We start from the raw sequence: 25,282 nt of genomic DNA on the forward strand, positions 1-25,282 counted from the left end.
TTATCTTTATTTAATTGTTCTTATCTATCATTAATTCTCCACCTATACTAAACAAATCTTCATTAATTTCGATTAGTTCAACCCTTACATTGTCCGGCGTAGTCTGGAGTGTTTCTATTACGGCTTTTGTTATATTACTAACAAGTAGCCGCTTTGTTTCTAGATCTCTTCCTTCAACTAACTTCAATTTAATGTATGGCATGTTACCACATCCTTTTCTAAGGATTTATCTTCCTATAAACCCACCGTCTACTGGTATAACAGCTCCATTAATATAATTTGATTTTTCTGAAGACAGGAATTGCACAATTCCTGATAACTCTTCAGGATTTCCAAACCTATTGGCAGGTATCCTGCTGACGAGTGAATTATATCTTGCTTCATCTTCCAAGATGAAACGGTTTAACTCTGTATGAAAGTATCCAGGTGCAATTGCATTGACATTTATCCCTTCTTTAGCCCACTCATTAGACAAAGATTTTGTCAATTGGGTAACTGCCCCTTTGCTGCTTGAGTATGCAGAGGCATTATATCCCCCTTGTAGAGCAAGTACAGAGGCAATGTTAATGATTCTTCCTCTTTTCTTTTTTCTCATCTCTTCAGCCGCCAATTGACTAAGCCGAAACACCGAAGTTACATTTATATCTAAAATGCTTTGAAAATCTTCAACAGCTAATGTCAAAGCTGGCTGCGGTTTATGAATACCAGCATTATTTACTAATATATCAAGCTCCTCATCTAACAAATTTAAAGCTTCGGAAAAGCTATCTACGAGTGTATCTCTATCTGATAAATCTACCTGCAACCCTTCCGCCTCATACCCTTTTGCTTTCAGCTCACTCACTGTATTTTTTAAATTAGAAGAAATATCCAAAATACAAACCTTTACCCCACATTCTAATAATCCTTTTGCCATGGCTTTTCCTAACCCTTGTACTGCTCCCGTCACTATAGCTTTTTTTCCTTTTAAATCTTCCATTGACACCCTCCTTGTAGACGCTTACATTTTAAAGATTTTCCATTAACTCAATAATATAACCATCTGGATCAAGCATATACAGTGCTTTTGCTCCTTTATTTGCACCAGAAGTAATATCTACTACACCTTTAGATTGGAATTGAACTCCCTTTTCTTTAAAATCTTTATATATGCTTTCTAAGTCATCTACTTTTAAGCAAATATGTCCTGTCCCATAATCACACGATCTCGCATTTCCAGGATATGTTTTGGGGCCACCATATTCTAAAATTTCAATTTCATTTCCACCAGGTATTTTCACAAAAGCTATTTCAACTTTTTCCAACCCTGGTATCTCAACAATTTTAAAAACATAATCTGCTGTAACTGTTTGCGTAGATAGTAATTCTAACCCTAACAAATCCACATAGAAATTTAGTGATTCACTTAAACTCCTAACTGTAATACCACTATGAATAAAGCCAGTAATTCTCCCCATCATTAATTCCCTCCCTTTAACATCATTATTTCTATTCATAGTTCTAATGCAAAAATCATGCCAAGTTCTTTTATCAAATAAGTACATGATTCACTTGTTTATATTAGCATCATTGATGTCCAAAAGCATCATTGATGTTTTTAAACATCACTAAAATAGAAATCTCAGTTTCTTAATCAAATCTTTATGTAGAAGTCTTTATTTTTCTTCTAGTGCGTGTCCAATTAAAAATTATATTAAAAAAACCAAAGAGACTGACCCAAAAGCCAGCCTCTTCCTCTATCATTCCTCTGTAATCGTCGCACCATCGGATTTGATAACATCCTTATACCAATAAAAACTATCCTTCTTATAACGATCCAATGATCCGCCTTCTTCATCCCGGTCTACGTATATAAAGCCGTAACGTTTTTGATAACCATTCAGCCAGCTTAACAAGTCTGTAAAGGACCATGTACAATAAGCCCAAACGTCACATCCTTCATCTACCGCCTTCATCAGCTCATACACATGGGCATTTAAATAAGCAATACGATAGTCATCATGAATCTGATTATCTTCTGTCTTATCATCAAATGCGCCCAATCCATTTTCTGAGATAATGATTGGCAGATTATAGCGGCTTGTGATTTCTTTACAAGCATACCGCAGTCCCATTGGGTCAATTGTCCAATCCCAATCTGTTGTCTCCAGATGCGGATTCGATGGATTCTTGAACAGGCCAGGAATTCCAGTGATTTCCCCTGTTCCTTTTTTGCCGGAAGTGTTCATTTCCCCATAAGGACCGACACCGTCTAATGGATTATATTCCGCTACACTGGTTTGATAATAATTGACTCCCATAAAATCAATCTGTTTTGCTGCGGCTTCTAAAAGAGCTGCATCTTCTGCAGTAACAGTTGGAGCTACTCCTTTTTTCTCTAAGTAGCGATACGTATTCTTTGGATAGCGTCCATAAGCATAGACATCCATCCACCAGAAGTTTTTCAAGTTATCAAAATCTATCTTAGACATGGCATGGATTGGATCAGCGTTTATCGCATAGCTTGGGCTATACGCAAAGCTTGCACCGATTTTGCCGTCAGGGATGATTTCTTTAAACTTCAAAACGGTTTTAGCATGTGCTAAAAAGGCGTGGTGGTTTACTACATAGTACATTTTTTCATTATCAAATTTACCTGGTGGATGCTGCGCAGTCATCCAGCCCAGCGTTGTGAAGATATTTTGTTCATTCATCGTGATCCAATATTTCACTTTATCTTTAAACGCATCAAATAGAACAACCGCATAGTTCACATAATCATCAATAACCTGCTCACTCTCCCAGCCGCCGTATTCTTCTACAAGCGCTTGAGGCAAGTCCCAATGGTATAGCGTAACCATTGGTTCTATTCCATGTTTTAGACATTCATCAATGATATTTTGGTAGAACTCTAGACCAGATTCGTTTACTTCCCCTCGGCCATTTGGAAAAATTCTTGTCCAGGCAATGGAGAATCGATATGTTTTCAATCCCATTTCCGCCATCAAAGCTATGTCTTCTTTATAGCGATGATAATGGTCTACTGCAACTTCCCCAGTCGTTTCTTTAAACGTTTTTCCAGGAATCTGCACAAATTCGTCCCAATTGGATGTTCCTTTCCCATCTTCCTTATGAGCTCCTTCAATTTGGTAAGCAGCAGATGCGCTTCCCCAGAGGAAATCTTTCGGCATTCTTAATTCTGTCATCTTCTTCCTCTCCTTTAAACAATCGTTAGGATACTTTCTAGTTTTTCTACTTTTTCTTTTTCCTGTCCGACAATATCCATAAACTCGTTGCTATTGGTAACGATAATAGGTGTAGTTACGTCGTATCCAGCAGCCTTGATTTTATCGATATCGAACGCTAGTAATGTTTCGCCTTTTTTAACCATTTCTCCTGCTTCTTTTTTAGGGGTGAAATATTTTCCTTCTAAGTTTACTGTATCTAATCCTACATGGATAAGCAACTCTACTCCCGACTCTGATTTCAAACCGATTGCATGCCCCGTTTCAAAAAATACATCTATCCTTCCATCAAAAGGAGCGACAATTTCTCCTTTATCAGGTACGACAGCTATCCCTTTTCCTAAAAGTTCATTTGAAAAAGTTTGATCGTTTACTTCTTTTAAAGAAATCACACAGCCTTCTGCTGGACTGCCAATTTTGATGCCTGTATTTAAAGCATATTTCGTATGTTGTTCTTTATTCTCGTCGTTTTCTTCCTCTTCTCCATCGTTACTCGGAATATCTTCAAAGCCAATGATGTACGTGGCTATAAAAGATATAACGATGGTAACCAACATTGTAATGATGACATAAAGCAGAGTTATCGCACGATCGTCTTCAATATATTGAGGTATCGTTACAATGGCAGGGGTTGCAACCCCGAAAGATTTCAATTGGAATAATCCTCCGACTAAACCGCCCGCTGCAGCACCAATACAGGCTCCTAGCATTGGTTTTTTCAAGCGCAGGGTAACCCCGTATAGTGCCGGTTCTGTAATACCGGCTAATAATGCTGAAAACGCGGAAGAGCCTGCAGTCTGTTTCAAGTCTTTGTTTTTAGATTTAATCGAAACTGCTAAGGAAGCAGCACCTTGAGCCATATTCGAGCATAACTCAGCGATACTGATAAACGCCTCGTAGCCAGTTTGTGCAATGGCACTTAATTTTACAGGAGTAAATGCATGGTGCATCCCGGTGATAACAATAAACGGGAAAACACCTGCAATCAATCCGACCGCAATAAATCCTAAATAATCATGAATCATAAAGACAACATCAGATAGCCCTTCACCTATGATAGCGCCAATTGGTCCCACGATTACCATCACAATAGGCACGGTAATTAAAAGAACCAGCATTGGTTTCAAGAAATTCTTCGTAATTGCCGGTGTAATTTTATCTACTAATGGTTCAATGTAAGATAATAGCCAAACGGATAGAATAATTGGAATAACAGAGTAAGCATAGGTAGCATCCGTTACCGGTATTAGGTTAAAAAATCGAACAGTTTCTCCCGCTTTGCTAGCGTCACCCATAAAGGATATAAAATCCGGATGCAGCAAAATTAGAGCGATACTTGCTGCGTAGTACTGATTTGTTCCAAATTTTTTCGCAGCAGACATCCCTATCAATACAGGCATAAAGTAGAATGCCCCATCACCAATTACCGTTAATAATTGATACGTTTGACTTGTTTCACTTAGCAAACCAATCATCGGCAGAACAATCAAAAGTACCTTGATCATCGCCGCACCAATCAATGCGGGGATAACAGGTGCCATACACCCTGCGATAACATCTAAAACTCTTGAAAATATGTTCTGTTTTTTCTTATTCTCAGGTGGCTGATCATCTGAAGATCCAAAATTCCCCAGATTGTTCAACTCTTTATAAACAGCGCCTACCTCATTACCGATAATAATTTGGTATTGTCCGTTCTTTTTCATGACGTCCAGGACGCCCTGTGTTTTCTTTACTTCTTCGTCATCCACGATAGACTCGTCATTTAATGTGAATCGCAATCTAGTCATACAATGTACGAGACTATGCACATTTTCTGGGCCGCCTACTTTTTTCAATATCTGTTCCGCAACTTTTTGAGCATCCATCGTTTTCCTGTACACCCCTTACTTCCTAATTTTTATACGATTTATTCGTAATTTTTTCAATGTGAATCATAAAATAAAGCTGTTCGTCAGTGTTTAAACGGTAGTTATAATTTGTTTGGATATGATGTGCAATTCTAACAACACACTCATAGCTTTTAATATACTTTGCTTTAAATATTTCAAATAAATCCTCGTTTTCGTCCTGATAGCTCTGTCCGCTAATGACACGTTGGGCAAAGAATTTCAAATGGGTAATGAAGCGGTAATAGTAAATCGAATCCTCATTAAAATCCATTCGGAAAAAGTATTTAATGATATCGATGATTTCTTTCATCAGCTTGGAAATATTCGTGATATCTGCCATATTATCTAATTGGGCATTGATCAAATGCTGTGCAATATAGGCAGCTTCATTTTCATCGAACTTCATCCCAAATTGCCGTTCGATATCATCCAAGGCGATTAAACCGGTTTCAAACTCATCTTTAAATAACCTTTTGATGTCCATTAACATGGGGTTCGTTACTTGAATATCCTTCTTTAGTCGTTCCACTGCACCATGAATATGTTCTGTTAAGGAAATATAAATAACATCGTCAACTGTTTTATCAAACTGTTTTTCTAATATATAAACAATCCGTTCCGTAATTTTCATATACTCCTCAGGAATCTCTGAAACAATCGCTTTCAATCGTTCATTAATCATGGAATCATTCGAAAATATTTTGTAACGCCCCGTCAGTTCAATTTGTTCCCCATTCTTTTTACCAAAAGCCAGTCCAACTCCCATGACAATGACTTCCTTGCCATGCTCGTCATGCGAGATGAATGCATTATTATTTAATATTTTTTCAATTTTCATACGTTCTCCCTCCGAACACGCAAAAAAAGCAGGCAAAACCACAAAAAATCCCCTCTACCCTTCGATAGACGCGATACGTTTTGAGGTTTTGCCTGCCTGACAGTTACAATCCTTATTTTATATTAGAGATATTATCATAATTAAAAATAGGAATCAATACCTTTTAAAGAGTTTTAACACTCCGTCCCCTTAAACACTTCGTCCACCCACAGAAAAAAAGCGCACCAGCCAAGGGTACGCTTTTTCATTCACTTTATCTATCAAACGTCACTTTTTCTTCTGTATCATGTAAAACAATAGACGCCTCACTTGGCTTTGTATGAGCAATCACTTTTCCATCTCTGAAGGAATGTGTTACCGTTGCCTGCTTGCGAACAGCATCATACTCATTATCAGCGGATAAGACGATGAAATTCGCCGGCTTGCCTGCTTCAATACCATATTTGTCTTCAATATGAAGTGTTTTGGCACTGTTTTGAGTAACCAGGTCAATGGAATTAACAATTTGCTCATAGCCCATTAACTGCGATGCATGGATCCCCATATGCAATACCTGAAGCATGTTGCCCGTTCCCAGCGGATACCATGGATCAAAAATATCATCATGGCCAAAGCAGATATTCATTCCTGCTTCCTGCAATTCTTTGACTCGGGTTAAACCGCGGCGTTTTGGATACGTATCGAATCTACCCTGAAGATGAATATTTACAAGCGGGTTAGACACAAAGTTGATATGAGACATCTTCAGCAGACGGAATAGCTTTGATGTATAGGCATCGTTATAAGAACCCATTGCTGTCGTATGGCTCGCTGTTGTACGTTCGCCCCATCCGCGCTCATAAGCTTCTTTTGCGACTACTTCTACAAAACGAGACTGCTCATCGTCAATTTCATCACAATGAATATCTACTAATTTATCGTACTTTTCAGCAAGGTCAAATGCGACTCTCATCGAATCGACGCCGTATTCTCTTGTGAATTCAAAATGCGGGATGCCGCCGACAACATCAGCCCCCATTTTCAGCGCTTCCTCCAAAAGTTCCTTTCCATTCGGATAGGATAAAATCCCCTCCTGCGGGAAAGCAACCAACTGGATATCTACATAAGGAGCCATTTCCTGCTTCACTTCCAGCATTGCTTTTAAGGCAGTCAGTTCCGGATCAGTCACATCCACATGCGTACGGACATGCTGGATGCCTTGAGCAATCTGCCATTTCAATGCTGTTTTAGATCTTTTTTTCACATCTTCTATGGTGAGTGTTTCTTTGCGTTCCGACCAGCGCTGGATTCCTTCAAATAACGTTCCGCTCTGATTCCATGCAGGCTCGCCTGCTGTTAACGTTGTATCTAAATGAATATGCGGTTCAATAAAAGGCGGAAGAACCAGCCCACCATGTACATCCATTACTTCTTTATCTTCAGATTGCGGAAGCTCCTGCGTTACTGCGTTAAATTTACCATTTTCTATAACGATGTGCCAAAGGCCATCTTTTCCTCTAAGCTTTGCATTTTTAATAATCACTGACTATCTCATCCTTCTCTTTTAATGGTACGGTGACCGTTTCTTTTTGTGACACTATTTTCATTCCGGCCACATAAATGATTGTTGTTCCTAACAATGCATTGATTGGCGGAATTCCCGGGGCAAAATTAGCAACAGCGACACCGCCTGCCCAGGCAATAATTGCTACCCAGTTTACAGATTTAAATGTCATTGTTTCAAAGGGTTCATATTTTCTGCGGCGGACCAGATAATAATCTGCTAATATGATTGCTCCAATCGATGGCAGTGCAGATCCGAGAACATTTAAGAATCCAACAAAATTATTGTATAACCACATGGCAGCAATTGTCCCAACAATTCCGTTGAACACGACGATTTTTTTCTTGGAAAACTTGGTAATGTTTGCAAATCCTAAACCAGACGCATACAATGCACTATCATTAGTTGTCCAAATATTTAAGCCTAACACAATAATAGCAGGAATCATCAGCCCTTGTAAAAACATCACATCCGAAATATCCGCCATACCGAAGGCCATCGCGCCAACTGCTCCAAATAAAAACATCAATGAATTTCCAAGGAAGAAAGCAATAATATTTGCGGTTACTGCCGATTTCGCTGATTTTGCAAAGCGGGCAAAGTCAGGCGTAAGCGTTCCGGCACTGATAAATGACCCTACACAAATCGTTAACGCTAATCCGACACTGATTACCTGTGCTGGTTCATAAGCAAATAGTTCATGGATTCCGCCCATTGTATTTGCCGAGTTAACCATGGAGTAGCTTCCAAAAATAGCGATCGCCGGAACTGCAATAAATCCCAGCAGTGTTAAAGTTTTCATGCCAAAGATTGCCGAAACAGTCATCAATAAGCCAAAAATCCCGATTAACAGATAGACATTTGCCCCTGTTGCTTTGGCAGCCGGAATAGCAAACATCGCCAGTCCTACCCCAAACCAGCACACTTGTGTAGAAGCAAGCAAAAAGGAGGTTAAATAAGAACCTTTTTCTCCAAAGGCATAACGTGCTAATAAATGCGTAGATAATCCTGTTTTAGAAGCAATATAAGCTAAGGAACCTGTATAAAGCCCAAGAATCAGGTTACCAGCCAGTACAATCCAAATAAACGTAGAAAAAGAAAGGCCAGTTCCTAATGTTCCCCCAGACATCATACTCGCTGAGAAAAAGCTGAGCGACAGCATAACCGCTAATATCTTCCAAAATCCATTTCGATGCGTCTGCGGCACTGCCTGCAATGAAAATTCTTTATCTATTTGTGACATACCAATTCCTCCAATATTTTCAATATAAGAAACTGGCACCGAAAAAACTTGATTCTTTCGAGATTATAGACAAGAAAAAAGCTCCCTGTCCAATCCCTGACAAGAAGCTTTTCCTAAATAGCATACAATTGAATGTACCTTTCCTAAAGGTACTCCACATGGTAACTATTCTATTCGCGCTGTCCTTGTCAGCCTCTCTGGACTGATTTAAAGGTACCAGTATATTTATCAAAATATATTATGGCATAAAGTTGCCGGATTGTCACCTTGGAAATATTGGCAAGTTGTATTTATGGTATTCCGTACACGTCTCATCCAATGAGTTGATGCTTATTTCCTAAACTTCGCCTCTCGTTCCATCACCACCCTATAATGATGCTCCTCGTGAATCCTTAAAAGCTTCACCACTTGCACCACATTCGGGTAACCAGGCACAGGATCAGGGTACCTTATCCAGTAACATTGTTCTTTGGTAAGTGATGCTACACATTTCTTCATCTTTTCCGTTTCTTCTTCCAATAAATCTCGCAACTCCAGCAGCGTGTATTCCCGCTTCATTTTAGGCTTCAAAATAAAGGGCGCCTTCATTGTTTTTCCGCTATATATATTAGACATATCATCCATATACCGCTTCACCTTGGACCGGCGAACCTTCATATAAACACGGGCTATCGGCAAGTAATAGACAGATGCCATTCGCGTAAGCTTCAGCAATAAGTAGCAATGGTAAATCGATTCTGCAATACTCCATTTATCAGGAACTGCTCTAGTGTGAATCGATGACTTGAAAATTTCTGTATGGAAATAGTTTGCTTCTAATTTTATTATAACACTCATGTCTCTAATATTTTATTTCTTCAGCTAACATTAACTTGTCTGATGGCTAGGACATCGTATCCGTCGTACTTTATTCCTTGAATTCTTTCTTAAAGTGTAATAAAAAACAGGGTTGCTATATCATGGAGTTGACACAGAGACCCTGTTTCTCTTCTACTTAATCAAAATTCTATATAATGCTTAGCTTTATCAAATAAATACATTTAATACCATCGCAAATCCAAAAGCAACGAATGCAAGGATGGTTTCCATCACTGTCCATGTTTTAAATGTTTCTTTTACCGTTAATCCCATGTACTCTTTAACGAGCCAGAATCCAGCATCATTTACATGTGACAGCATTAAAGAACCTGCGCCAGTTACAATAACAAGTAATTCCAGATTTACTCCGGTCATATTCGCAACAACAGGAGATACAATTCCGGCTGATGTCGTTAAAGCAACCGTCGCTGAACCTGTTGCTACTCTGATTAACCCTGCAACCAAAAAGGCAAGGACAAGCGGCGATAAGGAAATCTGTTCAGCCATGGAAGCAATTGCTTCGCCGACACCGCTATCAATAAGGATTTGCTTAAATCCGCCTCCAGCACCGATAATAAGAATAATAGAAGCTAGCGGCAACAGGCATTCATCTGTTAACTTTTTAAGCAGATTTCGATTCATTCCCTGGCGATATCCCAAGAAATAATACGCTGCGAAAACAGAAATTAACAATGCAATTACGGGACTGCCGATAAATAAGAAGAACTGCTCTATTAATCCTGTCATTGGCAGGTGTGGTGCAAATACAGTTAAACCCATAAGTATAACTGGTAATAAAATAATAAAGAAGGAAATACCAGTGCTTGGCAGTTCATTGTTTGTTTTTGTTTCTACACGGATTAATTCTGGCTCACCAACAGGAACCACACGTTTGTGAATCCATTTTGCAAAAACAGGTCCGCCAATAACGGCTGTTGGAAAGGCGATCAGCAGGGAATAAAGCAATACCTGTCCCATGTCCGCTCCATAAATTCCAATCGCCGTCATCGCTCCTGGGTGAGGAGGAACAAGACCATGCACAATGGATAAACCTGCAAGAATCGGAATTCCAATTAACAAAATGCTCTGTTTCGTTGATTTACGTATTGAGATGGCCAATGGAAGTAAAATAACCAGACCAACTTCAAAAAATACTGGAATCCCGATGATAAAACCGGATAATAACATAGCCCACGGGAGCTTATTTGAACCAAATCTTTTCGTAAAAAAGTCGGCTACCTGCATCCCGGCGCCAGAGTCAGACATCATTTTTCCCAGAATCGTTCCCAAAGCTAATATCCCAATGAGATGTCCCAGCACATCCCCTACACCTGCTTCATATGCGTCGACGATCTCTCCCATTTGCAGCCCTGAAAATATTGCCAGAAACAGACCGGCTACTGTTAAACTAATAAATGCATGCCATTTCCACCATGACACCCCTAAAATAACTATAATGATAGAGACAACCGTTATCCCTAATAAATATAACTCCATTCTTTTTCCTCCTAAGCAATCGCTTACAACTACACCTCTAAAATAAAACTTTTTTAAAGGCGAATTCACCCGTCTCTTACCAGTGTATGAAGCGCGTCATTTATTGATTGAAATCATTATAAGTAACCGTATAATTATGCTTGGAAGTATGATAGTATCCTTCACTGTATTCCAATACCTTCCCCTTAGCATCACTGGATTTCCGCATTCTTTTTAATACCATGGCGTCCTTTTCCAGATTCAATATTTCACTGACATGTTCTGGCGCAGCAGATATCGTGAATTCATCACGAAACGATTCCAAGCGAATATTATTTTCCTCTAAAAAGCGATATAAAGAATTAATTTGAATATCCGCTGTATCCACGGCAAGATCCAATAAAATATAATGGGTAAAGTAAATATACGGCTCATGATTTAGTAAATAAATGCGATTTATTTTCAAGCATTTTTCTCCAAAATAGGAATATAATGGCATTTCAAGAGACAAGTTGATGCTATCTATGCTGATAATCTTTTTAGTAATGTGATAGCCTTCTTCCACCAATATTTCTGTAAAACGCTTCCCTTTAGAAAGTTTGGCATTTGCAACATTTGCAATCACTTTTGTCCCGACACCACTTCTTTTTTCAAGATACCCTTCTTGAACCAACTCTTTGATCGCATTTCTTATCGTAATCTTACTTACACGAAACTCTTTCTCTAATTGAGGTTCTGAGGGAATAATGGTATGAATAGCATATTCACCATGTAATATCCGGTCCTTTAATATCTCTTTAATTTGTAAATATAGCGGGCCGTTTCTCTTCATAACATTCATTCCCTGTCCCTCTCCTTCACTTAACGTTTTACGTCTCCTACTGTTCCAGACATAGCAGCTAATATCTCCGCTTCTGTTGACATTGGCGTATCTCCGACAATCGTACATGCAAGCATGCCTGCAGCTGCTGCAAATTCGACTGTTTTTTCTGGTGTATAATCAGATAATTCCCCATGCAGGATTCCACTTGTATACGCATCCCCAGCGCCAATACGATCATATACAGAAAAGGTAATATTTCTAGAAAACACAAATTCTTCTGCTGTATACATATAGCCTTTTAAGGAATGTGTATTATCGGTATTAATCCCCCGGTGTGTACCTGCAATCGTTTGAATATGATACTTTTTTGCTACTTTCGGAATTAATTCCTGCAGCTGCTCTTCTCTTTCTGTCTTTTCCGTTTCCATCCCTAATATATACATTGCATCTTTTTCATTCATCATCACGATATCCGCTAAAGAAAGCATATCCTCATAATGCGGTTTTGCTTCCTCATAACCCCCATCCCATAAAGAAGGACGATAGTTACAGTCAAAGCAAACTTTTCCGCCTTTTTCTTTTACCAATTTAGCCAGGGTCTTCATACTTGCACGAACTTTATCTGTCATCGCCAGGCTGATTCCACAAAAATGGATAACGTCCGTATCGGCTGCAATCGAATCGAGATCATAATCAGAAATATCCGCTGTATTAAATGTGCTCTCTAACCGATTGGTATAGGTGACACGGCTGGAACGCTGCCCAAAACCATTTTCCAAAAAGTACATTCCAATATATTTGCCGTTTCTTGCAATAAAATCACGCTCTATTCCTAAGCGCTGCAAGAAAGATATTGCTGCATCTCCTAAAGGATTATCCGGCAATTTTGTAACAAGATATCCACGGTGTCCAAGCTTTGTCATAGCAGAAGCAACATTTACCCCTGTGCCCGAAAAGGAATACTGTAAATTGTTTGCCTGCGTGAGTAATTCGTATCCAGGTACTTGCAAACGCATCATTACTTCGCCAAATGAAACAATATTCTTAGACATATTTATCAACCAATTCTTTACTGATAGCTAAAAGCTTTCTAACATCTTCCTCATTGGTTTTTCCGGTTTCTTTGTTAATAATAGAAGAATAAACATGAGGAATTACTTTAGGCACTTTTGCTTCTAATGCAATCTCTAAAATTTGGGCGAAGTTATCCAAATCAATACCGCCTGTTGGCTCTAATGCAAATCCTTCTTCGCCGCAAGCGGCAGCAACTGCACGAAATTCTTCTTCCGTTTGCAATCCTTTCATTGGGAAGTATTTCAACGCATTTCCGCCCATATCACGGACAAGTGCAATAGCGGATTTAACTGGTACAATAGCAGTCTCATCAGCTTCTGCGCTAACTGGGCCAGTAGATATATTTACATACCCCGCCTTACCTGTCGGCGATACAAGTGCGTTAATCCAACTATCCTTTTCTCCTAAATTAGCTCGGGTTGCCCCTACAGCAGGGAAGACCTGATTAATATGAGAACCCGCGTAATCCTTGGCAATATCAGCAACAACCGCTGCTTGTCTGTTATCACCAGCACCTAAGCCAATAGAAACAGCATCCTCAATTGCTTCTCCGTATTCCTTCATTGCAGTAACAGCTGCGTCCACTGTTGGATAATCCTTAGAAAGTACACCCACCAGTACATGCCCTTCTGCTGCGTCAAAGACTTCCTTTGCATTTTCAATACTATTGGCTAACACGTTTAATGCGACTCTATTTTTATAAAAGCGATCGTTTATATGCATTATTTATTTCCTCCTAAAATAGATTTTAATTCCGATTCAATTACGTGAATGTCATCCCCTTGTAATGGACGGGGATCAATATCAAAGAAGCCTTGACGAATTCCATAATCACGCGTATAGATCGCTATATCCCCATGACGAAGCTTGTCATTTACCTCTTTCGCAGTAGTTCCTGTCACAGTGGAATCAATTTGAATCCGTGCTCTGAAAATAGCGCGTCCTGCTTCATCCTGTACAACTGTCACGGTTACACCATCAATGGTATTTAGTGATTGCAATACTTCTAAGCTCCTCTTTTCAGCTTCACTATGATCTTTTTTCACAAAATACTCATCTAATGCCTGTAACAATCCAAATGTCGTTTCCTTCCCAACCTTCATACTTCTTCCAATATAATGCAGCTGTGTTTTTACCCACTCCACATAGTCTTTCTTTCCAGCTACAATACCAGATGTTGGACCTTCAATAGCTTTCGATCCACTATAAATCGCTAAATCTGCAATCTGTACATATTTTTTCAAATCTTCCTCTGCTGCTGCATCAACGATTAGCGGTACACTATTTTCCTGTGCAACTTCCCAGGCTTCTTCCACTGAGATCATATTTTTTTGGACAGCATGATGAGATTTCACAAATAAAACAGCCGCTGTATAATTATTGATAGCATCTGCAATATGCTCTCTTCTTCCTTCATTCGCATAGCCTGTTTCTACAAGCTTTCCGCCACCAAGCGCAACCATGGTTTCTATCGGTGCACCATATTGGACATTATGTCCTTTTAACATGACAATTTCATTTTTGAGAATATCTTCCTGATGTAGCTTCTCACTCTTTCGGCGATTTCCTTCCGTTACCATCGCTGCAACAGAAAGAGCGATCCCACTAGAAGCAGAATTAACAACAACAGCAGCTTCTGATTGAAGCAGCCCAGCAATATGTGCTCCCGCTTTATCCACTAGATCTGCAATCTCAACATAATTCTGTCCACCGGATTTCATCGCTTCCATTACGGAGTCTGTCGGAGCAGAAACACCCAAAATACTCATTCTTCCACTTGCATTAATCACTCGCTTCAAACCGTACTTAGCATTCATTGTATTCGCCATTAATTACCACTCCTTTAACTTCCACTCTTTGGTCTGTTTTCCTGTGCTCCCCTTCTGAATCCACCAAATCGATTGTTTCATCTTCTTCTATAGAAAATAGGGTAAGATTTGCAATATCTCCTTTAGAAATACGGCCCAGCTCTGGTTTATTCAACCATGCTGCAGCATGAACAGTGACAGCATCAATGACTTCTTTTAAGGAATATCCTAAACATAGAAACTTATTTAACACACTTGCCATATTGTAGACCGGCCCATACAATCGGTTTTTCCGATAAATGTCAGTGCTGATCGTGTTAAAGTGGATTCCGTGTTTCTTCGCTTGCTCAGCAGTCTTAAAAGAAAAGCTTGCATTACCATGACCAACATCTATATGAACACCACGTTCCATTGCTTTTAAGAATTTAGGAAGCGGTTTTCCTTCCTCATCAAATAAATTATTAGATTTTCCATTTAAGAAATGTGTAATAACATCCTTCTTCTCTAGTAAGTCCAATACATCGTTAATATCTGGAGGTCCTGATCCAATGTGGACCATTAGCGGTAAATTTGTCTCCTTGGAAAATTCACGTGCTATTTTTAAAGGCTCTATATCATTACCTCCCACTACACTGTTGCTAATCCGTGCTTTTAATCCAACAATAAAATCATTGTTCTCTTTAGCAGCGCGCTTTAATTCCTCTTTATTCAGCAGTGACAAGTCCGATAATTCATCTACTCTTTTCAAACCAATACGTGAAATATTCAGGAAAGCGAATACATTCGTCTTAGACTTTTTGGAATTTCCAGCTAAATCATGAATCCGGTCAGCTCCAGTACTTCCCGCATCAACAATTGTTGTTACTCCTGTTTTATAGCCAATCTCATCAATATCGTCTCCATACGGATCGAATTCTGGAAAGGCATGCACATGCATATCAATCCAACCGCTAGAAACATACACTTTATTTTTATAATCAATTATATGCTCACCAGTTGCTGTTCCTGATGAAGCTATGTCAATAATTCTTCTATTCTCTACAACAATATCCACAGAAGTTCCATCTAACATTTTTAGATTCCGCAGAACTACATTGTCTGCCATTTCCATCATCCCTTTAGTCAGCCTTCGTTGTTTAAATTATAACAGGATAAACATTTCATTATATTTGTGCTTGTTTAACTCTGTGTGAAATAGATTAACATTAATTTTTTATTTAGTCAATATAACGTTATAATGTTTAGGTTTTGAAATTAGATTCCTCATCTTGTTAATTATTTTAATACAAAATACTTTCACACTTAATTTCCTTACACATACTTATGATGATTCATAAATTTACTTAAGATTTTTATCGTCAAAATCACTTATCTATTAAATGAAGTTCACTTTTAATTCACGATTGATATAAAGGAAAATTTTCCTTTATATCAATATAATTTATTTAAAAAGAGAAATTTCTCTAAAAACGCTTCCGTTTCATTTATTTTTATATTAGAATGTACTCATTAACAAAATTTACAGAAAAGGTGGAATAAATAATGACACATAAAAAAAGCAGAATTACAGACTTTGATATGAACTTTTTTAGCTTAAAAGGGAAAACTGCAGTTGTAACCGGAGGAAACTCCGGTTTAGGACAAGGCTTTGCCCTTGCTCTAGCCAAAGCAGGAGCAGATATATTTGCAGTCAGTATGGCCGAGGACAATGATGAAACAAAAAAGCTAATTGAAAATGAAGATGTAAAGTATCATTTAATGATTGCTGATATCACTCAAGATGGCGAGTGTAAAAAAGTTGCTGATAAATGTATAGAAACATTCGGTAAAATAGATATTCTCTTAAATAATGCCGGGATCAATATCAATGAACCAGACGTAACAAAATTCACCCGTCTACAGTGGGACAAAATGGTTTCTGTAAATTTGACTGCTCCATTTGAATTAGCTAGCGAAGTCGCAAAACATATGATTAAACAAAATAGCGGAAAAATAATTAATACTTGTTCTCTTTTCTCTTTTTTAGGCGGACAATGGTCACCAGCGTATGCAGCTACAAAACATGGTTTAGCCGGCTTCACTAAAGCATATTGTGATGAGTTAGCGCAATTCAATATTCAAGTTAACGGAATTGCTCCTGGTTATTTTAAGACGGATGTCACTAAAGCTACTAGAGAAAATCCAGAAACAAATCAAAAAGTATTAAGTCATATTCCAGCTAATAGATGGGGAAACATTCTTGATTTAATGGGGACGATGGTATTTTTATCCTCTGAAGCTTCAAATTATGTAAACGGTACCCTAGTAACTGTAGATGGAGGTTATCTAGTTAGATAACAAAAAATAAAGGAGAATAATTTATGAATAAACAATTATTAAAAGATTTGCAAGCAATTATTTCAGAAGATCAAATTGTTACTAATGATGAGGAATTATATGATGCATCAGCTGATCGTTATAAAAAATACGCAAAGGCAAAACGTGTATTAGATGTACCAGCACCTATTGCCATTGTTTATCCTCACACAACGAAAGAAGTAAAAACTCTATTAACTTTTTGCAATAAGAACGGAATTAATGTCATTCCACGAAGCGGGAAAACTGCTACAGAAGGTGGCCTGGAAAATTGGAAAGAATCTACAATTGTCATTGATGGTTCACAGATGAATCAAATAATAAACATTGATACCTATAACATGCAAGCCACCGTACAATCAGGGGTGAAGCTTCAAACATTAGAAGATGAACTGCGTAAATCAGGGTACACCACAGGACACTCTCCACAATCAAAACCAGTGGCGCAAATGGGGGGACTAGTATCCACACGAAGCATTGGTCAGTTCTCCACTTTATACGGAGCGATTGAAGATATGGTTGTAGGTTTAGAATGTGTTTTTCCGGAAGGACATGTATCTAAAATTAAAAATGTTCCGAGACGTTCTGGCGGTCCAGATATAAGGCATATAGCAATTGGAAATGAAGGATCACTCTGCTATATTACCGAAGTTACTATAAAAATTTTCAAATATATCCCTGAAAATAATACCTTTCATGGTTATTTATTAGAGGATATGGAAACTGGCATTAGTATTTTAAGAGAAGTAATGGTTAATGGATTTAAGCCTTCCGTAGCTCGTGTCTACTCAGAAGAAGACGCAAAACAACATTTTAACCATTTCTATAAAGAAAAATGTGTTTTGATATTTATGACAGAAGGACCTAAGGGAATTGTGGAAGCTACAAATGAAGGAATCAATCAAGCCATCGAGAAGTTCCGATCAGGCGTGATTGAAAAAGTTGATAATAGCATAATAGAAAACTGGTTCAATAACTTGAATTGGGAACAAAGCAGAATCGATGAAGAAATACAAGAAATGGTAGAACATAATTCTCATGATGGATTTACTACGGAAGTATCTGCAGATTGGGAAAATATTATTAAAATTTATAATAACGTTATTCATCGCATCAGAAATGAGTTTGATAGAGCAGATGAATTAACAATGCTGGGAGGACATTCTTCCCATAGTTATCTCAATGGGACAAATATGTATTTTGTTTATAATTACACAATAAATTGTGCACCTGAAGATGAAATACTTATATATCACCATCCTATTCATGAAATCATCATTGAAGAAACCTTAAAATTAGGTGGCTCTATGTGTCATCATCACGGCATAGGTAAATATCGTTCCGAATGGACAAAAGATGAGCATGGTTCAGCATATTTCATGTTAGAAAAGTTAAAGGAAGCCTTTGATCCTAATGGAATTATGAACTACGGAACAATTTTCCCAAAAGAAAATGAAATTAAGAAATACATCCGCGATTAAGGGAGGCAGGATGATGAGCGAAAATTTCGTTATTGGTATAGATAATGGTTCACAGAGTACGAAAGTAATTATTTATGATATGGAAGGTAATGATGTTGCATATGGATCACATAAGTTAGCAGAATTAGTAAGTCAAAAACCAGGCGAAGCAGTTCATCCTAATGATGATTTATGGGATAGCGTATATCATGCATTAAAAAAATGTTTAAATAATTTCCAAGGGAATCGAATGAATATTGTTGGTATCGGGCTATGTACTATTCGAAGTTGCAGAGCTCTATTAAAAGGTGATGGTTCTTTGGCTCATCCAGTTTTAAGCTGGATGGACCGCCGTCTCTCTGAACCTTATATCCATGAAGATGACAAAGTAAAGTATGTAACAACTACGTCTGGATATCTTGGATTTCGATTAACAGGGGAATTCAATGATACAGCAGGTAATTGTGAAGTTTCCTGGCCTATAAACCGGCAAACTTTAGATTGGGTAGAAGATGATAACATTATCGCCGAACATGGTTTGAACAGAAATATGCTCTTTAACCTGGTCAAACCTGGTGAAAAATTAGGAACTATCCGCAATGAGCTTGCACAAGAACTTGGATTAAGAGAAGATGTTCCAGTTATTGCAACAGCCAATGATAAGGCTGTAGAAGTACTTGGTTCTGGTATAAAAGATAAAAATACAATTATGATTTCTCTGGGCACCCTAATTTCATCTATGATGTTAAGAAATAGAGACTATGAAAATGCAGTGAATTTCTTTCCTACTTTAGCTGCTATTCCATTTCAGTATGTATATGAATCCAATGCAATCAGACGGGGAATGTGGACTGTCAGTTGGTTTAAAAACTTAATAGGAGAAGAATTAACTTCTCATGCTTCGAAAATGGGAATATCTGAAGAAGAATACTTAAACCTTCAGGCTCAAGAAGTACCTGTAGGAAGTGATGGTTTAATTACTATCTTAGACTGGTTACCTTATCCTGATAAACCTTATCGTAAAGGAGTTATGATTGGTTTTGACAATAGACATACTAAATTTCATATCTATCGTTCAATATTGGAAGCGATTTCTTTAAATATTAAAAATAATATTGATGATATGCTCGCAGAACTGAACGAAGATATCAATGAAATTGTAGCTATTGGAGGCGGGGCCAAAAGTGATTTAATGCTGCAAATATTATCGGACACCTTTGGGCTGCCGGTTCATCGAAGAGCCGGTAATAGCAGTGCAAGTAAAGGAGCTGCTATCAGTGTCTATAAATATTTAGGTATTTACAACGGGTTCTACGATGCAATAGATCATACTGTGAAGACGGAAAAAACATTTCATCCTAACAGCGATAACTATCATTTTTATCAAAATATAAATAACAATGTAGTTAAAAAAGCCAGAGAGCATACAGATGAAATATTAAAATTAACATTTCCTATTTTCGGGTAAAGGAGGAGCATCATGCAAACTAGTAACCTTAAAAGGTATTTTCAGTTTTCTTTAATTGTTTTAGCTGGTGGAGCCATATTTCCTTTGCTTTATTTAAGAACTAATTATCAAGAAACTATTCTTGAAGTTTATGGATTAAGTTTATCAGAACTGAACATTATACTCTCTGCATTAGGAATTGCATATGTTATCGGATATTTTCCAAGTGGTTGGATAGCTGACAAGTTCTCCGCAAAAAAATTGCTAACCATTTCCCTGCTGGGGGTGGGGGCAGCTGGTATCTGGTTCGCTCAAGTACCCAGTTATCCATTTATTATCACTATCTTTGTTATTTGGGGCATATTTACCGTACTGACATTCTGGTCTGCCCATATGAAATTAGTAAAACTAATTTCAAAAAAAGAAGAAGAGGGACGCTTCTTTGGAATATTAGATGGCGGTAAGGGAGTTATTGAAGCCGTACTAGCGAGTATCGCCATCTCCATGTTCTCTGCTGTACTCGGAACAAGCACAGCGTTGGCTGATAAGGAAGCCGCCTTAGTTTCAGTAGTATATATGTATTCCATTATCTTAATCATTGTCGCTGTTTTAATTATGTTATTCGTTAATGAAGATGAAACTTCTACGAAACAAACAGATGATAATGGAGTTAAAAAAGAAAGTAAAAATGTTGGTTTAAAAGCCATCAAAAATGTGCTGACCAATAAATCTGTCCTATTATTAGGGGTTATTATCTTTATGGCTTACATAGTAGCCTGGACAATTTACTATGTTGGTGGCTTTTTGCAAACAAATATCGGTGTAACAGCATCTGCTGTTGGAACAATTACTGTAATCATGCTATGGATGAGACCAATTGGCGGCATTCTGGGCGGTTTTTTAGGAGACAAATTTGGAAAAAGTTATATCTTAATTTTATCTCTGGCTCTGGGAACGATTGTACTAGTCTTCATGGCTCTGCTTCCATCAGGCCTGCCGCACATTTATTTTAATATACTGGTTATTTTAATTGGCTTGGCTGTATACTCTATACGGGGTTTATATTGGTCATTGCTTGGTGATTGTGATATTAAGGATGATGAGCTTGGACTATCCATTGGATTAGTCTCCTTCATTGGCTATTTACCTGATATCCTGTTACCGCTCCTGGTTAGCTGGATGATGTCATCATTTGGAGAAGCAACTGGCTATAATGCATACTTTATCTTTAGCGCAATAGCTGGAGTTATAGCAATTGTAGTTACCTTCATTTTCAGCGCTGATGTTAAAAGAAGAAATAATACAGCTTCGAGCTAAATCTATTTTACGGCTAAGGCAATTCATTTTTCAAGCTAAAGTGAATTGTCTTTCCGGCTTTCAAACAAAAACCAGTAAATAAGTTTCATTCGAATTTCACCCCCGTTTATGTTATCTTTTAATAGATATAAGTATATTGTTTATTCATCCAAAATAGTCTATCCACCTCTTACTCTTTCATAACACTTCTGTTTATAAACGCCGTAAATCTAATGTTGAAGGAAGATATAAAATGCTAAAATTAGATACCGATCACCTTACCCAATTAGAAAAAAGAATACATGCCATCCTCTCCAAAAAGATGGCTGAAGGTGAAAACCTTAAAATACTTCAAGCTGCTGAAATTTGCGAGGTATCCCCTTCAAAGATTTCTAAGCTCGCACGTAAATTAGGCTTTGATAATTTCAAACAATATAAGCTGTACTTCAGTGGTAAACCTATTGAATTACCACCTCAAAATAATTCAAATGAAATTGAACGGCTGAAAACATATTTAGATAATTTTGATACTCAATTAGTTGATGATTTTGTTTCTGTATTTAATAATTTCAATAAGATTATTATTTATGGATTGGGTCCTTCCTATATAAGCGCAGAATATTTCGCTTATAAATTAGCTACAGTAACTAATAATAATATTACTGTGACCCAACACGAAGATCATGCCTCACTGATAGCAGATGAAGATACATTACTTATTGTATTATCAGTTACAGGAAAATTTGCTTCTTTTGAAAATCTTTTCCGTGAAATGAAAAATAAAAATGCAAATATCATGCTATTACTAGAGGAATATACTGATACTCGTTTTTCTAAAGCAGATTACATCCTCTATTTATCAAAATTTAAACAAAATGATAATTTATATCCATTTGAAAAAACGAGAACTATATTTTTTATATTTATTGAAGAAATAATTGCTAAATTAAAAAATATGCTTTCTGAAGGACATTAACACTAAAACAACAAGTAGTTATAATATTATATAAATGTAACATTAAAAGTGAAGTAATAAGAGACACTATAAATCCAGTAGCTCTATTAAAGAATTTATAGTGTCTCTTTGGGAATGTAAAAAGTCAACTCTTCCCGAAAAATAGCATTACAATAACAAACTAATAATCTATTTATTTTGGTCCCCTTGATACACATTCAAAATAGCCTTCGTTAAAATATCCACTCCCGTTTGAAGCGCATCTTTATCAAAGGTCATATTAGGGTGGTGTAAACCAGGTCCTAAATTACAGCCCAAGCCCAGCATCGTGGCTTTTAATTCCGGCTTTTTCACCGTATAAAAATGAAAATCATCTCCGCCTGGCGTCAGGAGCGGCTCTACCACATTTTCTTCTCCTAATACGTCTGTAATCGCTGTACGCATAAAGCTCGTTGCTTCTTCACTTGTTTCAGCTGCTGGCACCCCATGATAGTCAGTCACATTGATATCTATATCATAAAGATTCCGTACAGACTCTAAAATACCATCAACTTTTTTCACAAGCAGATCCATCACTTCATTGGATTGTGCACGTAAATCCAAGCTGAATGCGGCGTTCCCCGGGATAATATTCGAGCTTTTCGCCCCCGCCTGGAATTTCGTCATTTTCGCGGAGTGCGGAACTCTTGGATCCATATGGATTTGGCCCAACATATTGACAATCTGCATGCCAATTTCGATGGCATTATCGTTCAGATGCGGCCGTGCGCCATGGGCATCTTCTCCTTTAATGACCGCTTCATATGTTTTTGTTGCACCATGTACAATCACTGGAGCAGCCTGCCCTGCATCAACTTCTTGTTTTGGTCTGAGGTGAATGCCGAATAAATAATCGACGTCTTCCACGACTTTTTCTTCCACCATTTTCAGTGCGCCGCCACCTTCTTCTTCTGCAGGCTGATAAATAAATTTAATCGCTACCTTATCTTTGATATCAGGCATCTGCTGCAATGTCCAAAGGGCGCCCAATACCATCGACATATGCGCATCATGACCGCAGGAATGGTTTGGCTGGAATTCACCGTTCACTTCCTGCCATAACGCATCCATATCTGCACGGACACCAATTACCGGCAAATCTTTATCAAAGTTGCCAAACTTTCCAATCACGCCAGTATGGTCTGAAAATGTGATTGTTTCACACCCAGCTTCTTCTAATTTTTCTTTGATATATTTCGTTGTCTCTACTTCTTCCCAACTGATTTCAGCATGTGTGTGTAAATATTGAAACGTTTCTAACACACTTTTTTCTATATTTCTTCCCATTTGTTTTCTCCATCCTTCATGAAATAGATTCTATTCTTGCATAGGCAGCGCTGTAAATCTTTCATTACTAGCTTTAAGCCTTCATGCTCACCTTTTCACACATGTCAGATTTGCTGACAAGGAAAGTAAATAACTTACATGATTTCAAGTATTCATATTATTTTATATTGCTTTGAAGTATAAACTCTTATATAATCAATTTCAAGTTTAAGATTTTCAAAGAAAGAAGGCTTCTTCCATGTCACAGCAAGAAAAAACAAAGCAAAAAAAGAAATTTCAGCTTCCAGATGCATATGTTATATTGTTTATTATTTTACTGCTTGCCGCAATTCTTACATATATCATTCCAGCCGGGAGTTACGAACGAGAAACAACAGAAGAGGGAACGGATGTCATTGTTCCGGACAGCTACAGTCAAATAGACCAGCAGCCTGTTAGCTTGATTGATTTATTCAGCTCGATTCAAGAAGGATTGATTGGCGGCGCCGGACTAATTTTCCTTGTATTAACAATTGGCGGAACTTTCGCTGTGATTGAAAAAACAGGTGCAATTGATAACATGATTATGAAAACCATTAAACGGACACAAAACCGCGAATGGCTCTTAATTTTAATGGTTGCTACGCTCTTCTCTGTGTTTGGAGGGCTGGGAATTATCGCTAACTCCTCCATTGCTTTCATCCCAATTGGAATTATCCTGGCGAGAGCAATGAGAATGGATGCCATTGTCGGTGTCTCGATTATTTACCTAGGAGCTTACTCCGGCTTTGCAGTTGGATTCCTGGATCCGCAAACAACAGGATTTGCACAGCAGATAGCACAGCTTCCATTATTTTCGGGGCTTTCCTTACGGTTAGTTCTATATGTGATTATTGTTGGTGCCACCATTGCTTATATTATCTGGTATGCCAACCGTGTTAAAAATGACCCTCAAAAAAGCATTCTGAGTGATAATCCATTTCCTAAACTGGAAGAAAAATCCATGGAGGACGTAGATGGGAAATTAACATCGACACAGCTCACCGTATTACTTGTTCTCATAGCTGGTATTGCTATTTATGTTTACGGTGTATTCCAATTAGACTGGGACATCAATGAAATGGCAGGGATTTTCGTTGCTTTATCAGTTATTACCGCACTTATTTCAAAAATGGGCGCTAACCAAATGGTAGAAGAATTTTTGAATGGTGCCAAAAGAGTATTATATGGCGCTTTAATTATCGGAATGGCTCGTTCGATTGTAGTTGTTTTGGAAAATGGACAAGTACTGGATACGGTCGTACATAGTATGGCTGTTGTTTTAGAACCGTTTTCCAGTGTCATGGGTGCCATAGCTATGTTTATCGGAAATGGGCTATTCAACCTTGTTGTTACTTCTGGGAGCGGACAAGCTGCCATTGTCATGCCAATTATGACACCACTTGCCGATTTAATGGATATCCCGCGTCAGGTTGCTGTACAAGCCTACACGCTTGGAGATGGCTTTACTAATATTATTACGCCGCTATCCGGTGTCTTAATGGCCAATTTAGCCATTGCCGGTATTCCTTGGACAAAGTGGCTGAAATTCGCACTGCCGCTTGTGGGAATTTGGTATGTTATTGGTACGATCTTTATTGTGATTACTGTTTTGATTAATTGGGGACCGGTGTGATAGCTACATG

At 37.9% G+C, this 25,282-nt stretch carries 22 protein-coding genes; 6 read left to right on the forward strand and 16 right to left on the reverse strand.

The genetic code is table 11. The features are described 5' to 3' along the window. Nucleotides 1-10: 10 nt before the first annotated feature. The 15 genes from MKY45_RS22260 to MKY45_RS22330 form a co-directional block, all read right to left on the reverse strand. On the reverse strand, nt 11-202 hold the full coding sequence (locus MKY45_RS22260) for a tautomerase family protein (RefSeq protein ID WP_256705366.1): 192 nt from the start codon (nt 200-202) through the stop codon (nt 11-13). Between the two features lie 24 nt (nt 203-226). Then, nucleotides 227-979 (reverse strand): SDR family NAD(P)-dependent oxidoreductase, encoded by a 753-nt coding sequence (locus MKY45_RS22265; RefSeq protein WP_256705367.1) that lies wholly within the window; start codon nt 977-979, stop codon nt 227-229. A gap of 28 nt (nt 980-1,007) precedes the next feature. After that, nucleotides 1,008-1,460 carry a VOC family protein gene (locus tag MKY45_RS22270; protein ID WP_256705368.1) on the reverse strand — a complete coding sequence of 151 codons (453 nt, stop codon included), beginning with the start codon at nt 1,458-1,460 and terminating at the stop codon, nt 1,008-1,010. A gap of 279 nt (nt 1,461-1,739) precedes the next feature. Further along, nucleotides 1,740-3,185 (reverse strand): glycoside hydrolase family 1 protein, encoded by a 1,446-nt coding sequence (locus tag MKY45_RS22275; RefSeq protein ID WP_256705369.1) that lies wholly within the window; start codon nt 3,183-3,185, stop codon nt 1,740-1,742. A gap of 14 nt (nt 3,186-3,199) precedes the next feature. Beyond that, entirely contained in the window at nt 3,200-5,092 is a 1,893-nt protein-coding gene (locus MKY45_RS22280; RefSeq protein ID WP_341173416.1) for a beta-glucoside-specific PTS transporter subunit IIABC, read from the reverse strand. 25 nt (nt 5,093-5,117) lie between these two features. After that, nucleotides 5,118-5,954, reverse strand: a complete 837-nt coding sequence (gene licT, locus MKY45_RS22285) for a BglG family transcription antiterminator LicT (RefSeq protein WP_256705371.1) — start codon at nt 5,952-5,954, stop codon at nt 5,118-5,120. Nucleotides 5,955-6,207: 253 nt separating this feature from the next. Then, nucleotides 6,208-7,476 (reverse strand): cytosine deaminase, encoded by a 1,269-nt coding sequence (locus tag MKY45_RS22290; protein WP_256705372.1) that lies wholly within the window; start codon nt 7,474-7,476, stop codon nt 6,208-6,210. Continuing rightward, nucleotides 7,466-8,740, reverse strand: coding sequence for a cytosine permease (codB, locus tag MKY45_RS22295; protein ID WP_256705373.1), 1,275 nt, complete (start codon nt 8,738-8,740; stop codon nt 7,466-7,468). The genes MKY45_RS22290 and codB overlap by 11 nt, the downstream gene beginning before the upstream one ends. A gap of 330 nt (nt 8,741-9,070) precedes the next feature. Further along, nucleotides 9,071-9,577, reverse strand: a complete 507-nt coding sequence (locus tag MKY45_RS22300) for a DinB family protein (protein WP_256705375.1) — start codon at nt 9,575-9,577, stop codon at nt 9,071-9,073. Between the two features lie 189 nt (nt 9,578-9,766). Beyond that, nucleotides 9,767-11,095, reverse strand: a complete 1,329-nt coding sequence (locus MKY45_RS22305) for a GntP family permease (protein WP_256705376.1) — start codon at nt 11,093-11,095, stop codon at nt 9,767-9,769. 100 nt (nt 11,096-11,195) lie between these two features. Beyond that, complete coding sequence (locus MKY45_RS22310) at nt 11,196-11,915, reverse strand: GntR family transcriptional regulator (RefSeq protein WP_256705377.1); 720 nt, start codon at nt 11,913-11,915, stop codon at nt 11,196-11,198. Between the two features lie 20 nt (nt 11,916-11,935). Further along, nucleotides 11,936-12,949: a sugar kinase gene (locus MKY45_RS22315; RefSeq protein ID WP_256705378.1), complete on the reverse strand. Its 1,014-nt coding sequence runs from the start codon at nt 12,947-12,949 to the stop codon at nt 11,936-11,938. Continuing rightward, nucleotides 12,942-13,694: a 2-dehydro-3-deoxy-phosphogluconate aldolase gene (gene dagF / locus MKY45_RS22320; RefSeq protein WP_425313015.1), complete on the reverse strand. Its 753-nt coding sequence runs from the start codon at nt 13,692-13,694 to the stop codon at nt 12,942-12,944. Before dagF ends, MKY45_RS22315 begins: the two co-directional genes overlap by 8 nt. After that, complete coding sequence (locus MKY45_RS22325) at nt 13,694-14,800, reverse strand: DgaE family pyridoxal phosphate-dependent ammonia lyase (RefSeq protein ID WP_256705379.1); 1,107 nt, start codon at nt 14,798-14,800, stop codon at nt 13,694-13,696. The genes dagF and MKY45_RS22325 overlap by 1 nt, the downstream gene beginning before the upstream one ends. After that, nucleotides 14,778-15,884 (reverse strand): amidohydrolase/deacetylase family metallohydrolase, encoded by a 1,107-nt coding sequence (locus MKY45_RS22330; RefSeq protein ID WP_256705381.1) that lies wholly within the window; start codon nt 15,882-15,884, stop codon nt 14,778-14,780. The genes MKY45_RS22325 and MKY45_RS22330 overlap by 23 nt, the downstream gene beginning before the upstream one ends. A gap of 437 nt (nt 15,885-16,321) precedes the next feature. Between MKY45_RS22330 and MKY45_RS22335 the strand changes: the two genes are divergently transcribed. The 5 genes from MKY45_RS22335 (at nt 16,322) to MKY45_RS22355 (ending at nt 22,313) form a co-directional block, all read left to right on the forward strand. Then, nucleotides 16,322-17,116: an SDR family oxidoreductase gene (locus MKY45_RS22335; RefSeq protein WP_256705382.1), complete on the forward strand. Its 795-nt coding sequence runs from the start codon at nt 16,322-16,324 to the stop codon at nt 17,114-17,116. A 23-nt stretch (nt 17,117-17,139) separates the two neighbouring features. After that, nucleotides 17,140-18,615: an FAD-binding oxidoreductase gene (locus MKY45_RS22340; RefSeq protein WP_256705383.1), complete on the forward strand. Its 1,476-nt coding sequence runs from the start codon at nt 17,140-17,142 to the stop codon at nt 18,613-18,615. Between the two features lie 10 nt (nt 18,616-18,625). Next, complete coding sequence (locus MKY45_RS22345) at nt 18,626-20,062, forward strand: FGGY-family carbohydrate kinase (RefSeq protein WP_341173417.1); 1,437 nt, start codon at nt 18,626-18,628, stop codon at nt 20,060-20,062. Between the two features lie 12 nt (nt 20,063-20,074). Further along, a complete protein-coding gene (locus MKY45_RS22350) occupies nt 20,075-21,358 on the forward strand; it encodes an MFS transporter (RefSeq protein WP_256705386.1) in 1,284 nt (427 codons plus the stop codon). 232 nt (nt 21,359-21,590) lie between these two features. After that, nucleotides 21,591-22,313 (forward strand): MurR/RpiR family transcriptional regulator, encoded by a 723-nt coding sequence (locus MKY45_RS22355; RefSeq protein WP_193063683.1) that lies wholly within the window; start codon nt 21,591-21,593, stop codon nt 22,311-22,313. A gap of 168 nt (nt 22,314-22,481) precedes the next feature. Here the strand turns inward: MKY45_RS22355 and MKY45_RS22360 are convergent, their stop codons facing one another. Continuing rightward, nucleotides 22,482-23,618 carry a M20 peptidase aminoacylase family protein gene (locus tag MKY45_RS22360; RefSeq protein ID WP_256705387.1) on the reverse strand — a complete coding sequence of 379 codons (1,137 nt, stop codon included), beginning with the start codon at nt 23,616-23,618 and terminating at the stop codon, nt 22,482-22,484. A gap of 238 nt (nt 23,619-23,856) precedes the next feature. Between MKY45_RS22360 and MKY45_RS22365 the strand changes: the two genes are divergently transcribed. Beyond that, on the forward strand, nt 23,857-25,272 hold the full coding sequence (locus tag MKY45_RS22365; RefSeq protein ID WP_341173418.1) for a YfcC family protein: 1,416 nt from the start codon (nt 23,857-23,859) through the stop codon (nt 25,270-25,272). The last annotated feature ends 10 nt before the right edge of the window (nt 25,273-25,282 follow it).

This window comes from Oceanobacillus sp. FSL K6-0251, assembly GCF_038004725.1.
Classification (GTDB): Bacteria; Bacillota; Bacilli; order Bacillales; family Amphibacillaceae; genus Oceanobacillus; species Oceanobacillus oncorhynchi.